Genomic DNA, 15,830 nt, shown 5'->3' on the forward strand with positions numbered 1-15,830 from the left:
AGCTACTCATTTATAGTAATCAATAGTCCTTGATAGCTTTTTAATAATGTTCCCTGCTGAACTAATTGCTCTCGTTCTTCAGACTGTGTATCAAAAATAACTGTGCCATTAACTAAATAATGAGGGATTGGAACCGCCTCACCAAAATTAAAAAAGGCGTAAATCGTTTTTTCATTTAATTTGCGTTTATAAGCAATAACATTATCTGGAAGATTTGATAGTCCCTCAAATCTTCCATAAAGTAAGGTGTCTGTATAGGGACTCTTTTGACGAAATGCAATCATCCGCTTATAGAAATGAAAAATACTTTGACTATTTTTTATTTCTGCTTCGGCATTGATTTCTTTATAATTATCCACCATTCCTAACCAAGGTTTGACGCTTGAAAAACCGCCATACATAGAATCATTCCATGGAAAAGGCGTGCGGGCATTGTCTCGACTACGCAAATTGACAAGTGACAAGGCTTCTTTGGGCGTAAATCCTTCTTTTATTGCTCGATAGTATTGATCAATGCTAGAAATATCATCGAATTCATCAATCGAACCCCTTTCAAAATTGGTCATTCCTAATTCTTGTCCTTGGTAAATAAAAGGCGTGCCCCTTAAAAAGAAATACATGGCGCCGAATGTTTTAACCGCATTTGGCTGTTGAGCCTGTTCTTTTAAATATTTCGTTGTCGCTCGAGGTTGATCATGATTTTCAATAAAATTTGCACTCCAACCAGCCTCTTGCATGGCTTCTTGCTGTTTGAAAATTAATGTGCGTAAATCATTCCAAGACCAATCGATTCTATAAAACCATTCGCTTCCTGATTTCACATCCAAATCAGCCCATTTGAAGTCAAAAATCATGTCGAAATACCCTGTTTCTCCAATAAATTCTGATAAATTTGGATAATTGACGCCGGCCGCTTCGGCAACTGTGACAATATCAAAGCCAGCAAAAGCTTTTTCTTTTAATTCGTTCAGAAAGTCACTCATTCCTGGCATGTTTCTACTCGCTTTTGTTACTTTGGCTAATTGATCTGCCCCATCAGCAGGTAAGTTTGTCCAAGTCAAATCTTTCTTAATAAAATTAATCGCATCTACACGAAAACCAGCAATTCCTTTGTTTAACCAAAAACGGATCATTTGGTAGATTTCTTTGCGTAGTTCAGGATTTTCCCAATTTAAATCCGGCTGTTTTTTATGAAAGGCATGAAAGTAGTAGGCATCTTCCCCAGGTAATTTTTCCCAAACACTACCACCGAAGTTAGAACGCCAATTTGTAGGTGCTTCTCGTCCTTCTTTTATAATATAAAAGTCTCGAAAACGACTTTGAGGATTTTTTAAAACATCTTGAAACCAAGCATGTTCATCAGATGTATGGTTTACCACCAAATCTAAAATAACTTTTATGTTTCGTTTTTTTGCTTCTTCAATGAGTTCATCGAAGTCTGCCATTGTACCAAAATCGCTAGAAATACCATAATAGTCTGAAATATCATATCCATTGTCAGCCATTGGCGACGGGTACATTGGACTCAGCCAAATCAGCGTAATTCCTAAATTTTCTAAGTAATCCAGTTTTTGAATAATGCCTTGTAAATCACCAATTCCGTCATTATTACTATCCGAAAAGCTACGTGGATAAATTTGATAGGCCACTTCTTTTTGCCACCAATTTCTGTTCATTCTGGTTCTCCTCACTCTTAAACTAGTCCTGTTAATTTTTTCTGTAACCGTTTTTACATTTTGTATGATACTCGTTTTTGTGTAATATGTCAAACGTTTATCATAAATAAATTTAAATTATGATATTATTTTGATTTAATTAGATTTATATATGTTATACGTTTGACTTTTTTATGATTTGTTTATACTATTAGACTAACTACTATTTTCTAATAAAGGAGACATTACTTATGTCAAGCATCATGAACCAATGGACGGATGAATTACGTTATGCGCCTTATTCTTCTTGGACATCTGCTCACCTCGAAAATCTAACTTCTATTATCGCGCAATCTAGTTGGCGTTTTAAGTATCATATTCAACCACAGACAGGACTACTAAATGATCCCAACGGTTTTTCGTATTTCAATAACCAGTGGCATTTATTTTATCAAGCGTTTCCTTTCGGGAGTGTTCACGGACTAAAAAGTTGGGCCCACTTAACTTCCTCCGACTTAATTCACTGGGATTATGAAGGAATTGCCCTTTATCCCGACTCTGAATATGATTCTCATGGCGTCTATTCAGGCTCAGCTTTACCAATAGATAACCAACTATGTTTATTTTATACAGGAAATGTTCGTGATCAAACTTGGCAACGATTTGCATATCAAAATATTGCATGGCTGAATTCTTTAGGTGCGATCACAAAGGAATCAACACCATTCCTACCAATTGACCCCAATTATTCTTCCCATTTTCGTGATCCGATGGTATTTCCTTATCAAGAAGGACTTGTTTTATTAATTGGTGCTAGTGATTTAAATGGACAAGGAAAAATTGTGGTCTATTTTTCTAAAGATCGAAACGTACACAATTTTCATCAACTTGGCGAATTGACGTTCACCGACCAAGAATTAGGCTACATGGTTGAATGCCCCAATTTGGTATTTATTGATGGCCAGCCTGTCTTATTATTTTGCCCACAAGGTCTATCTCCATCTGTAAAAAGTTATCAGAATATCTATCCGAATATGTACACATTGGCCGAAACGTTTGATTTGGAGAATCTTTCTTTAGTTCAGGCTGGACCTTTTGAAAATTTAGATGAAGGGTTTGATGTCTACGCCACTCAAGCCTTTAATGCGCCAGATGGTCGTGCACTTGCGGTCAGTTGGATTGGGTTGCCAGAAATCACTTACCCAAGTGATGTGGAGGGCTGGGCAAATGGCTTAAGTCTGGTTAAAGAACTCACAATTCACAACGGGAAACTATTTCAATATCCAGTTTCTGAAACAGAAATGCTTCGTCAATCCGCCACTACTTTATCAAATGGCTGCCATTTTTTATCTACTGCTTCTTTTGAATTAGAAGTGGATATTCCCAAAAATGAGATTGCTTTTATTCGGCTTTTAGCGAACGAAACGGGTTCAAAAGGACTTTTAATTACAATTGATACGATTCATGGTAAAATAACCCTTGATCGAACATTTGCTGGCCAACCTTTTGCTGAAAAGTATGGCACAATTCGTGAAACTAAAATTAGGAAAAATAAGTCAGTTCAGTTAACTATTTTTGTTGATTGCTCTGTTGCAGAAATCTATGTAAATAAAGGTGAAAAAACGATGACTGGTCGCTTCTTTCCAGATAAAGCGCAACAGTATCTTCATCTATCCAAGACGGCAAAAGCTTGTTTTTATGAGCTGGAAAATACGAATAATTAGGAATGATGGTGAATTTTGATGGTGGTTAAATTAACGGATGTAGCAAAGCTTGCTGGGGTGAGCCCGACAACGGTAAGCCGCGTGATTAATAATTATGGTTATCTTAGTCAAAAAACAATTGATAAAGTTCATCAAGCGATGGAAGAATTAAATTATCAACCTAATGGATTAGCCAGAAGCCTCCAAGGAAAAAGTACGCAGCTGATTGGTTTAGTCTTCCCTTCTGTTAGTCATCCATTTTTTGGTGAACTAATTGAAACACTGGAAAGAAAGCTTTTTGTTCAAGGATATAAAGTGATTTTATGTGATAGTGAAAAAGATCCAGAAAAAGAGCGCGCCTATTTACGAATGCTCGCTGCAAATAAAGTGGACGGTGTAATCACTGGTAGCCATAACTTAGCTATTAACGAATATGAAAATGTTTCACTACCTATTGTTTCCTTTGACCGTTTCTTGGCACCTGGCATTCCAATTGTCTCTTCGCAAAACTTTCAAGGTGGCCAAAAAGCCACTGAAGCCTTATTTGCAAGTGGAGCACAAAAGATTGCAATTATTACTGGTGCTAATAACACTGGCGCACCTAGCGATTATCGATTGGCTGGTTATAAACAAACGATGGAAAAATATGGCGCAGAAAAAACGATTCTACAAATTGATAATGGAACCTCAACAACATTAAAAAATCTAGAAATCGAACGTTTGCTTCAAAATAAAACTGTAGACGGCATCTTTTGTACCGATGATTTGACAGCAATTACAGTTATGAATATTGCTCAAAAATTGAAGATAGCCATTCCTGAAGAATTAAAAGTAATTGGTTATGATGGGACAAAATTAATCAAAAGAATTGCCCCACAACTATCAACCATTGTGCAGCCGATCGACGAGATGTGTGACGTTATGATTGACTTACTGCTTCGTAGAATGAAGGATCCTGATGTTGCACTCGAGGAAAATTATCCTATTCCGATTCAGCTATCATTGTCTGAATCCTGTTAAAAAAGACACCTGAAAAGGTGTCTTTTTTTATTCTTAAGTCCTCATTTGCCCATTTTCCCTTAATTCCAAAGCACAGAGATTAAATAATACAACAACATGATCCCTACAAATACACCGAGCATTAGTAAAACATACCACCAATTTTTGGCGCTATAGGTTTCATTTTTATCTTTTTCGGTTCGTTTCCCGGCAGCCCATTTCCATAAATCGTAATTATTCATCTCTCTCACCACCTTTAATGGGTTTGTTAACTTAAGTCTAACACGGAATGAGAGAACTTGAAAACAAAAGGATCACCCACTTATGCAATGGATGATCCTTTTGGGGCACTATTCTTCTGGTAACCCATTATTTTTAATCACTGATTGGTACCAATAAAAACTATCTTTTTTAATACGTCGTAAATCTTTTAACTCATGGTCTTCACGATTAACGTAAATAAAACCGTAGCGTTTTTTGAATCCTTGATGAGAACTTAAAATATCCATGACCGACCAAGGGCAATAGCCAAACAACTCAACACCGTCAGAAATAGCCGCATGACAAGCAGCAATATGGTCATGCAAATACGCAATTCGATAGTCATCATGAACTTTTCCGTCCTCTGTTAGGTGATCTGGTGTGCCTAAGCCGTTTTCTGTAATGATTAACGGTAAACGGTATTGACGATAATAATCATTTAAAACTAAACGTAGACCAGTTGGATCAATTTGGGCACCATACTTAGAGGTTTTTAAATGTTGATTTTTTTCGATTTTAAAATAACCGTATAGATCAAAATCAATGTCCTTTTCTTTCGTACCCAATGGGTGTTGCTCATCTGTCGGTAAATAGCTAGCAACTAACGTCCGATAATAATTAAGGGCGATAAAATCTGGTTTAGCGGCTTTCAGAATTGCTTGATCTTCTGGCTGTGTTTCGGGATAAATGCCGCATTTGGTTAAATACTCTTGATAGTAACCAGGGTATTCGCCAAAACAATACATTTCTAGAGCATAATTTGTTTTAAAGTTATCATTCATACGAGCTGCCCAAACATCCTCAGGTTTATTGGAACTAGGATAAGTCATCGTTGAGGAAACAGAGGGACCGACTTTTCCCCCAGCGACCAATTGGTGACAATCATTCGTCGCTAGCGCATGGGCAACAAACATATGGTAATCCATTTGTGCACGAATTTTTTCAGTATTTTCTGGTGCAACATCGTACATATTCATTCGTTCATCGACACGAATCATTAAGTTTTGTTCGTTCGTAACTTGCCAATTTTTGACTCGATCACCAAACGCTTGATAACAGACTTGCGCATAGCGTTGAAATGCGGAAACGCAACGACGATCCGCCCAACCATTGTATTTTTCCACCAACGCAAAAGGTAAATCAAAATGATAAAGTGTGACAAACGGCAAAATATCGTTTTCTAAAAGTGTATCAATGACGGCATTATAAAAATCGATGCCGGCTTGATTGATTTCGCCATCACCTGTTGGAATGATTCGTGCCCATGAAAGAGAAAAACGATAGGTTTTTAAGCCTAATTCTTTCATTAACGCAATGTCCTCTTTGAAATGATGGTAAAAATCGCTGGCGACTTTCGTATCTGCTTGAACAGCTGACTTTTTAAAAGAATTATAATCAGCAACTGTTAGGCCTTTGCCGTCCTCATTCCAAGCGCCCTCAATTTGAAAAGCGGAGGAAGAAGCGCCCCATAAAAAATCGTTCTTAAATTGTTTAACCATTAGTTTTGCTCCTTTACTTGCATGAAAAATAAATTTGTTTGTGGTGTAATCTCTGTTTGTTTGGTTGTCTCAATTATAGCCATTTCCGCAGTATTTGTTACGATGACTAAGACGGTTGGATCATAACCAGCAGCTTGGATGATTTGTTTATCAAAAGAGAGCAGTTTCTGTCCTAGTCTGACCCTTTCTCCTACTTTTACGAACGTTTCAAATCCCCGTCCTTTTAATTCGACGGTATTGATTCCAATGTGAAGGAGGATTTCAGCACCATTGTCTAACTTTAAGCCGATTGCATGATGAGTTGGATATAAAGCCGTCACTTGCCCATTTTCTGGTGAAACAATTTGTTCCTCTATCGGATAAATAGCTAGTGTTTTTCCCATTTGTTGAGAAGCAAAGACTTCATCGTTGATTTGGTCTAAAGATACGAGTTGTCCTTGAACAGGTGCTTGAATCCGTTGCTTTTCTTTGACTGTCCCTGTCTCTGTCTCTGTCTTTAAGCTGGATTCTTGACGTGAATCGTCAAGCGGTAAATCATTAAAGCCTAGAAAAATCGTTAATAGAAATGCACCAAAAAAAGCAATGCCACAACCTAATAAATAACAAATAAAGGCTTTGGTTCCTGCTTCTGCGTAAACTGGGATGGTCAAGAGTCCTTGGTTAGCGAAGGCTGTCCCGTAGGAACCGCCCCAGCCCATTAAGGCCCCGCCTGCTGCTCCGCTAGCCACCGCATAAATCATCGGTTTTTTTAGCCGCAAGTTTGCCCCATAAATGGCTGGTTCTGTGATACCAAATAATGCAGTCACTGTTGCAGAGGCAGCAACAGCTTTCAAGTCTTTATTTTTTGTGCGGACAAACACGCCAAATGCGGCGCCCGCTTGAGAAAAGTTCGCTGCACCAGCAAACGCTAGCAAATTTTGCCGTCCTGTTCGAGCGACATCATTAATCCCAATTGGCACAAGCCCACGGTGAGCCCCAAAAATGACTAAGACACACCAAATTCCGCCGATAAAACCGCCTAACAAGATGGGACTCAAATTCATTATATAATAATACAACCAATTCACGCCGTCACCTAAATAAATCCCTATCGGTCCAAATAATAATAAAGTGGCTGGAATCATTAAAAGTAATGATAGCGTAGGAACCATAATAATTTTTAGAACTTCTGGAATAACTTTTTCCAAAAAGCGTTGCACATAAGCTAACATAAAAATTGCAAGAATAATAGGAATTACCGTGGAAACATAATTGGCTTTGGTCACATGTAATCCAAACAAGGTAACCGCTGATTCTTCAGTCATTAATGAAACGATGGTCGGATAACATAAGGTGGCACCAATTACCATAGCGATATATTCGTTTGTTTTGAAAACCTTAGCAGCTGAATAACCTAAAATAACTGGCATAAAATAAAAAAGTGCATCGGAAGCGGCGCTTAAAATAATATACGTATTCAAAGGTTTTAAATCGACCTGGTAAAAATTGTTTGCGACCATCACAGCAATAGCTAGAATTCCTTTTAACATGCCAGAAGCGGCAATTGCTGGTACGACAGGCGTGAAAATCGCGGCAACAGTATTTAAAATTCGATTACCTAATGAATTTTTTTCTTTTGTAGATGTTTTGGTCGTAAGTTGCTGAGCCAACAAAGGTTCTAGAGCATTATAGACATGCGCGACTTTATTGCCTAAAACCACTTGATACTGCCCGCCGCTTTCAACAACAGAAATGACACCTTCTGTTTGTAGTAAGGCTTCTTTGTTCGCTTGTTTCGTATCTTTCAATACGAAACGCAATCGTGTATAACAATGTGTGACATCCACGATATTGTCTTTGCCACCTACGTCTTTCAAAATTTCTTTTGCTATTGCTTGGTAGTCCATGGTGACCACTCCTTATCTATAAAATAACAGCTCAATAAAAAAGACCAAATCACACATGCACGTTTCAGCAAACACACTCAATATTTGCTCGTCGTGAATGTCCCTTTGATCTGATCTACGTAATAACTATGTTTCTCACGATAGAATAGCTGATTGAATTTATTTTTAATTTACCATTATTTAGAGGGATTATCAATGAATTAGGTAGACCAACTCAGTGTTTTGTTGCTAAAATCAGCAGTGAAAATAGTAGTTTACTACATTCACTGCTGATTTATTTGATTACAAGACTGGGGACAACAAGCGTGAAAAGTTTTGCTTGAAGCGTAGCCAGTACCCTTGTTTTTTAATTATCTCGTCGGTTAGTAAGACACTTTTTTCTATATCTTCTTCAAAGACTTGCGCTAACATCCACGCAATGTCAGGATTGTAAATAAACGTACTTACCTCAAAATTCAATGAATAACTGCGAATATCTTGGTTTGTTGTGCCAACCATAGCTAATTCATCATCAATCACCATTGTTTTTGCATGAATAAACCCACTATCATAAATATAAATTTTAATGCCGCGTTTGTGTAAGTAATTCGCGTAATATTGTGTTGCGCGGTAAATAAAGGGATGGTCAGGCATACAAGGAATCATAATTCGCACGTCGACACCTGAACGAACCGCCACTAACAACGCATTAATCATACTATCGTCAGGGATTAAATACGGTGTTTGAATCCAGACACTCTTTTCTGCAGAAAAAATCATCCGAACAAACCCGCTTTTCAAAATTTCTTCTTCTGAATCAGGACCATCTGAAACAACTTGTAAGGACAAATGCTCCACTTCATGATCTTCTGGTAATTTAAAATATTTTTCATGATACGTCATACGTTCTTCAGGATATTTGACTGAAGCATTCCAATCCATGATAAATATCTCTTGCAATGAAAATACGGCCGTCCCGACCAAACGAATATGGGTATCTCGCCAGTAACCAAATTTTTCGGTGACATTCAAATATTGATCCCCAACATTGAACCCGCCGGTCCAGCCAATTTTCCCATCGATGACAACAATTTTCCGATGCAAGTGATAATTTAGACGTGTTTTACGGATCATATCGCGAGAAGTAATAAAGGGAGCTACTTTTCCTCCAGCGTCAACGTAACGAGCAAAAAACTTTTTATTTGCGCCGGGTGAACCCCAAGGATCGTAAATTAAGTAAACTTCCACGCCTTCATGCAACTTTTCGATTAATACATCTAAAAATTGATTGCCAATCGTGTCATTAAAAAACGCATAATATTCCACATGAACGGTTTCTTTCGCTGCACGAATATCTTCAAATAATGCTTGGAATTTTTCTTGGCCATCTGTGAATAATTGTAAACTATTTCTTTTGGCCAACGGTGATGCGTCCATATTCCGGAAATAACGATTTAAAACTTTCGCATCATAAAGTAAATCATAACGTTTATCGCGCCCTGCTTTTTTGTTATCGATGTCCACTTTTTCTTTAATTCGTTGAACCATTTGTTTTTCATCATCAGACAATTTAAAAACTTCTTGTCCATCGATACCCCGCCCACAGAATAAGTAAATAATAAATCCGATACCAGGCAAGAAAATCAACGTCATCATCCATGCTAAAACGCTGGAAATACTACGAGGTTTTCTAAAAACAGTAATTAAGGCAGCAATAACGTTAATTACTAATAAAAATAACAAAATCCAAACAAAAATTTTCATCGCTTACCTCCTTCTTACTTCATACTAAGATTATATCAAATAACAGTTAAATTAGGCGAATAATATGAGCGAGTATTCAAAAAAGAATTCATTTCTATAAGTGTTTCGCCTTTGATTCTCAGTTTTTCTGTACTATAATGAGGGCTGGATGTAAAGATTTTGAAAAGAGGTACTTATTTATGGTCGTTGATTTGAAAATGTTAGCTATGATTTTTATCATTAATTTTGCGTATATTACCTTAAATACTATTCGTTTTATGTTAACGATGAAAGGTTATCGGGTTATTGCACCGCTGGTTAGTATGGCTGAAATAACAATTTATGTCTTAGGGCTAAGTATGGTTCTGAATCGGTTAGACAATCCTTTAAATTTACTTGTTTATGCGCTTGGTTACGCTGTTGGCATTAGTGTAGGAATTAAAATCGAAGACTATTTGGCCTTGGGTTATATTATGGTATCAGTTATCCTCCCTTCTACTACTGAACAATTTCATTTACCAGAAACACTTCGTGAACACGGCTATGGTGTTACGCAAAGTGTCGCCTACGGACGCGAAGGAGAACGAATGGTTTTAGAAATTCTTTCCCCAAGAAAAAACGAACGTACATTGTACAAATTAATCAATCAATTAGAGCCGAGAGCATTTATCATTTCCTATGAGCCTAAGTTCATTTCCGGTGGTTTTTGGACGAAAAAAGTTCGCAAAAGAAATGACGCCATTTCTCACTAAGAAGCGGCGTCATTTCTTGTTATTGATTTTTAGTTTACATAATAAAATTATCGTAACTTTAATTTATTCTAAGATAACTTAGAGAGTTCGTACCTAGTTGCTCAATCAATTGTTGCATAAAAACTAAGCGTTCGATGGCCGATCGGTTAGCAATTTTTTCATAATAAAATGCTAGAATATCCGACTGTGCTTCTAAAGGCTCGGCTTGTTCTGTTGCTACTGGTAAAAGGAGTTTTAAGTGGTCCTGGTCAATCACAATCACTTGGGTCAAGTGCAAACTTTCTTGAAAAATATTAGGCACAGTACTGACTTTTCGGCCTCGCAGAGCTTGTTTAATGACTCTTCTCGCTTGCGAAAGATAGTATTCAGGATTTACGTCCCCTAGCAAGTCATATAAAGCGCTGAAGGCTTCTGGCAAGGATTGCTCTTTGCCCAAGTAATCAAAATAACGAGGCATTGTTGGAACCTCTGTCTTTTCTTTTTCAAGCGTAATTATAGATAGTTGTGCCGAGGCCAATCTTTGTTTTTGATAAAATGAGGGGCCACCGCTCACGCCAAAAAAATAGTCTTCCTCTTCTGGAAACACTTGTGGCCAAAAAGATTCAGCTAGCCAAAATAATTGCTCTGTTACAGTTCCTTTAAACTTAGGAAGTTCGTCTTCAGCCAAGGTCAAACTCGCAACTTCAGCTGCCGTATAAATAGGAAAATTCAAACGATATTGACGATTTTCCCGAATGATTAACTGACAATCAATCATTTCTGATAAAAATTGTTCTAACTTGCCTTCTGTTGCAAAGGCCGCTTTTAATTGTCTTAAAATGATTCTTTCTTCCCGATGTTCATACATAAAAGTAACAAGAGGGAAAAAAAGTGATTGGTTGAGCAAATGATTGTATTGTTTCGTTTGTTGCGGAGAATGATAGTAAATTGCTAAATCATTCATGTTAACGCCCCTTTACTATTGAAGCGCCTAAGCAACAAGGAATTTATCGCGTTGCTTAGGCGCTTACGGTTTTAGTTAAAGACTTCTGTTAATTGTGGTACTACTTGTTTTTTACGAGAAACAACGCCTGGTAAGAACGCACGATTGTTAACTAATGTTACATTGAATGCTGCTTCAATTTTGGCTTGTTCCGCACCAATCGCTAATAATTCAGAATCACTGTCTAGGATATTCGTAATAATTAAGACAAACAAGTCATAATTATTGGCTGCATTTTCTGCGGCCATAGCTGCTTCTAATTCAGCTTGACGATCTAAAACTTCTGCTAAGTCGACGGTATTTACTTGGGCAACGCGAACTGTTTTGCCGTTCATTGGGAAGCTCTTAGCATCTAAATCTAAAAGAACTTCAGCTGATTTATCGCTTAAATTTGTTCCTGCTTTTAATAAGTCAAGACCATAGCCTTCTAAATTGATTTCAGCAATATCAGCTAGGGCGTGCGCTGCATCGATGTCTTCTTGTGTGCAAGTTGGTGATTTAAATAATAATGTATCAGAAATAATCGCTGAGACCATCATACCAGCAATTTGAGCTGGAATTGTCACGTTATTTTCTTTAAACATTTTATAGATGATTGTACTGGTACACCCTACTGGTTCTGCACGATAATACAATGGATCTGCTGTTTCGAAGTTGGCAATCCGGTGATGATCCACTACTGCTAAAATGTTTACTTCAGCGATATCTGAAATGCTTTGTTGGAATTCGTTATGATCCACTAACATGACTTGGTTTGTTTCGCTAGCTGCTTCAGTGACAACACGTGGTGCTTCAATATTGAAGTAATCTAAGGCATATTGAGTTTCTTCACTTGGTGTTCCTAAAGCGACAGCTTCTGTCTCTTTTCCTAATTCTTTTTGTAAGTAAGCAAAACTAATTGCTGCTCCGATAGCATCTGTATCAGGATTTTGGTGTCCAAAAACTAAAATTTTTGACATAATACACACTCCTTGGTTTTGATTCACTCTTAATGATAACAAAAAATAGAAAAGAAACAACAAAAAATTGTCTTCTTTTCTATTTTTTCGTTTGTTAACGTGCTAGATAACCTTGATAGTCCTCGACATGTAGTAGTTTTTTCGCATTTTCAACACGATCATTTTTAGGAGGCTCAATTCCTTCTAATGGATAAGGAATACCTAGTTCTTCCCATTTGTACTTGCCCATCGTATGGTAAGGAAGCACTTCAACTTTATCTACATTGTTTAATGTTTTTATGAAGGCATCCAGACGGATTAAATATTCGTCGTAATCACTACGTTGAGGCACCAATACGTGGCGAATCCAAACAGGTTTGTCAATTTCAGATAAATAGGTAGCCATCTCTAAAATATTATCATTTGATTGCGTTGTTAACAGTTTATGCTGCTCGTTATCAATATGTTTGATGTCAAATAAGAGTAAATCTGTATACTTCATCAATTCATCAAATTGACTAATGAAGGGTTCTTCCCGAGTAAAAGGTTTGCCACACGTATCTAAGGTGGTATGAATGCCTTGTGCTTTGGCTTTTTTAAATAAATCGATTAAAAAGTCCATTTGCAATAGCGGCTCACCACCACTGACAGTGATACCACCCTTTTCGCCCCAATAAGAGCGAAAACGTAATGCTTCCTCTAATACTTCGTCAGTCGTCACCACACGACCACCGGAACCAATTTTCCAAGTATCTGGATTATGACAGAATTGACATCTCATGCGACACCCTTGTGTAAATACGATAAAACGGACACCTGGGCCATCAACGGTACCAAAATTTTCTGTTGAATGAATTCTACCTGTAACTGGTGTTGTCATAATGATCCCTCTTCTTTCAAACGAAAAGGATGACACGTTGAATGTCACCCTTTCAGTTAAATAATGTAAATGTTTTTTATAGTCTGTCGTGTGAAGTTCTTGAAATAACGTCTGCTTGTTGTTCAGGAGTTAAGTCACGGAATTTCACGGCATATCCAGATACACGGATAGTTAAGTTTGGATATTTTTCTGGATGTGCTTGTGCATCTAATAATAATTCGTTTGTAAATACGTTTACGTTTAAGTGGTAACCACCTTTATCGAAGTAGCCATCTAATACGTTACGTAAGTTGTTAATTCTTGTATCGTCGTCTTTACCTAAACCATTAGGGTTGATGGTTTGTGTATTAGAAATACCATCTAAAGCGATTGTATATTCTAAACGAGCTGTTGAGTTTAATGAAGCTAACAAGCCATTTTTCTCACCTAAGAATTTACCGTCTTGATAACTTGGGTTCGCACCTGGTGCAAGAGGTTTGCCGGCACGACGTCCGTCAGGCGTGTTCCCTGTTGCTTTACCATAAACAACGTTTGAAGTGATTGTTAATAATGAAGTCGTTGGTTTAGAGTTACGGTATGTGTGTTGACGTTTAATTTGTGTCATAAAGTAATCTAAAATCCAGTTAGCCATTGCATCGGCTTCTTCGTTATCGTTTCCGTATGTTGGGAATTCTTTTGTTGGTACATAATCAATTGCCATACCATCTTCGTCACGGATTACTTCTACTTCACCGTGTTTAATTGCCATGATACTATCAGTCGCATGAGAGATTCCGGCAATACCAGTTGCGAATGTCCGTTGTAAATCAGTATCCATTAAAGCTAATTGTGGTGCTTCATATGCATATTTATCATGCATGTAATGAATAATGTTTAATGTGTTAACGTACAATTCAGCTAACCAGTCTAAGATGTCTTTATAGCGTTCCATGAATTCGTGGTAATCTAATTTGTCACCAGTCATTGGACGATATTTTGGTGCTACTTGCATTTTAGTTTTTTCATCGACCCCGCCGTTAATTGCATAAAGAACAGCTTTCGCTAAGTTCGCACGAGCGCCGAAGAATTGCATATCTTTACCCATAACTGTTGCAGAAACACAACATGCGATTGCGCAGTCGTCAGAGCCCCAGTTTTCACGTAATAAGTCATCGTTTTCAAATTGGATAGATGAGCTTTCCTTCGCGATTTTAGCTGCATATGTTCTGAAGCCTTCTGGTAAGTGAGAAGAATACAATACAGTTAAGTTCGGTTCTGGAGATGGTCCCATGTTTGTTAAGGTGTGTAAGATACGGAAGTCATTTTTAGTAACTAATGAACGACCGTCAATACCCATACCAGCAATAGATAATGTTGCCCAAATTGGATAACCAGAGAATAATTGGTTGTATTCTGGTGTCCGTGCAAATTTAACCATACGTAATTTCATGATTAAATGGTCAATCATTTCTTGTGCTTCAAATTCAGTGATTAAACCAGCTTCTAAGTCACGTTGGATATAGATATCTAAGAATGCTGAGATACGACCAATTGACATTGCCGCACCATTTTGAGATTTAATGGCACCTAGGTAACCAAAGTATAACCATTGGATTGCTTCTTGCGCATTTGCAGCAGGACGAGAAATATCGAAACCATAAGAAGCAGCCATTTGTTTTAAGTCATTTAACGCACGGTATTGTTCAGAAATTTCTTCACGTAAGCGAATAACATCGTCTGTCATTTCTTTGTTACCAGTGTTATCATGATCTTTTTTCTTTTGTTCCATTAAGTAGTCGATACCGTATAATGCGATACGACGATAGTCACCGATAATACGGCCACGGCCATAAGCATCTGGAAGACCAGTAATGATTTTGTTTTTACGTGCTAAACGCATTTCAGCTGTGTAGGCATCAAAAACACCTTGGTTATGTGTTTTTCTGTATTCTGTGAAGATTTTTGTCATTTCTTCGTCAGTTTCATAACCATTTGAAACTAAGGCATTGTTCGCCATTTTAATACCACCGAATGGCATAAATGCTTGTTTTAATGGTACATCTGTTTGTAAACCGACAATTTTTTCTTCTTCTTTGATTAAGTAACCAGGTTCATGTGACGTAATAGTTGCTGGGATATCGCTATCCATGTCATAAACGCCATTTTTTTCATGTTGGATTTCAAATAATTCTTGTAGTTTTGTCCATAATTTGTCAGTGCTCGGAGCGATTGGTTCTAAGAAACTGTCGTCGCCTTTGTACTCTGTGTAGTTGTTTTGAATAAAATCACGAGTGTCAACGCTTGTTCTCCATTTGTCGCCTTTAAAGCCTTCCCATTGTTTCATGAAGTGTTTGCCTCCTTAGTTAACTGCTACTTGATTGTATGTAACAGCTTTATGTGATTAGTATAACACATAACCTTTTAGATGCAAGCGTTTTTTTATTATTTATTGCACTTTCTTAATAAATAAATGGGGAGCAAAGATTATAAACGCTGATATATAAACATTTATACTTGTGAAAATAAGAACGATTTATAGTTGTTATCACTTGTGAAAAATGTACTTCTGTATTA

Annotated in this window: 12 protein-coding genes; 3 read left to right on the forward strand and 9 right to left on the reverse strand. The window is 37.3% G+C overall.

The features are described from left to right. Positions 1–2 precede the first annotated feature (2 nt). Positions 3–1,676 (reverse strand): alpha-glucosidase, encoded by a 1,674-nt coding sequence (locus IGL93_RS06340; RefSeq protein ID WP_010775847.1) that lies wholly within the window; start codon positions 1,674–1,676, stop codon positions 3–5. 242 nt (positions 1,677–1,918) lie between these two features. Here IGL93_RS06340 and IGL93_RS06345 point away from each other — a divergent pair, with 242 nt between their 5' ends. Continuing rightward, a complete protein-coding gene (locus tag IGL93_RS06345) occupies positions 1,919–3,379 on the forward strand; it encodes a sucrose-6-phosphate hydrolase (RefSeq protein WP_002392409.1) in 1,461 nt (486 codons plus the stop codon). Between the two features lie 18 nt (positions 3,380–3,397). Next, positions 3,398–4,378, forward strand: coding sequence for a LacI family DNA-binding transcriptional regulator (locus tag IGL93_RS06350; protein WP_002366709.1), 981 nt, complete (start codon positions 3,398–3,400; stop codon positions 4,376–4,378). 59 nt (positions 4,379–4,437) lie between these two features. On the opposite strand, the gene IGL93_RS06355 is transcribed toward IGL93_RS06350, so the two are convergent. From IGL93_RS06355 to cls, 4 genes are all read right to left on the reverse strand, one after another. Further along, positions 4,438–4,599 (reverse strand): hypothetical protein, encoded by a 162-nt coding sequence (locus IGL93_RS06355; RefSeq protein ID WP_002361843.1) that lies wholly within the window; start codon positions 4,597–4,599, stop codon positions 4,438–4,440. Positions 4,600–4,707: 108 nt separating this feature from the next. Further along, a complete protein-coding gene (locus tag IGL93_RS06360; protein ID WP_010775848.1) occupies positions 4,708–6,117 on the reverse strand; it encodes a glycoside hydrolase family 1 protein in 1,410 nt (469 codons plus the stop codon). After that, entirely contained in the window at positions 6,117–8,003 is a 1,887-nt protein-coding gene (locus tag IGL93_RS06365; protein WP_010775849.1) for a beta-glucoside-specific PTS transporter subunit IIABC, read from the reverse strand. Before IGL93_RS06365 ends, IGL93_RS06360 begins: the two co-directional genes overlap by 1 nt. A gap of 282 nt (positions 8,004–8,285) precedes the next feature. Further along, positions 8,286–9,746: a cardiolipin synthase gene (cls, locus tag IGL93_RS06370; protein WP_002381891.1), complete on the reverse strand. Its 1,461-nt coding sequence runs from the start codon at positions 9,744–9,746 to the stop codon at positions 8,286–8,288. Positions 9,747–9,925: 179 nt separating this feature from the next. Here cls and IGL93_RS06375 point away from each other — a divergent pair, with 179 nt between their 5' ends. Further along, complete coding sequence (locus tag IGL93_RS06375) at positions 9,926–10,477, forward strand: DUF2179 domain-containing protein (protein ID WP_002361848.1); 552 nt, start codon at positions 9,926–9,928, stop codon at positions 10,475–10,477. Between the two features lie 58 nt (positions 10,478–10,535). Here IGL93_RS06375 and IGL93_RS06380 read toward each other — a convergent pair whose 3' ends face one another. The 4 genes from IGL93_RS06380 to pflB form a co-directional block, all read right to left on the reverse strand. Further along, the gene (locus tag IGL93_RS06380) at positions 10,536–11,420 is read right to left on the reverse strand and encodes a DUF1803 domain-containing protein (RefSeq protein WP_010775850.1); all 885 of its coding nucleotides are present in this window, start codon (positions 11,418–11,420) and stop codon (positions 10,536–10,538) included. Positions 11,421–11,491: 71 nt separating this feature from the next. Beyond that, a complete protein-coding gene (locus IGL93_RS06385) occupies positions 11,492–12,418 on the reverse strand; it encodes a manganese-dependent inorganic pyrophosphatase (protein ID WP_002360265.1) in 927 nt (308 codons plus the stop codon). Positions 12,419–12,512: 94 nt separating this feature from the next. Then, complete coding sequence (gene pflA / locus IGL93_RS06390; RefSeq protein WP_002357530.1) at positions 12,513–13,277, reverse strand: pyruvate formate-lyase-activating protein; 765 nt, start codon at positions 13,275–13,277, stop codon at positions 12,513–12,515. 76 nt (positions 13,278–13,353) lie between these two features. Then, on the reverse strand, positions 13,354–15,600 hold the full coding sequence (pflB, locus tag IGL93_RS06395; protein WP_002357529.1) for a formate C-acetyltransferase: 2,247 nt from the start codon (positions 15,598–15,600) through the stop codon (positions 13,354–13,356). Between the last annotated feature and the right edge of the window lie 230 nt (positions 15,601–15,830).

The sequence above is a fragment of the Enterococcus sp. DIV1328a genome (assembly GCF_050536905.1).
Classification (GTDB): Bacteria; Bacillota; Bacilli; order Lactobacillales; family Enterococcaceae; genus Enterococcus; species Enterococcus faecalis.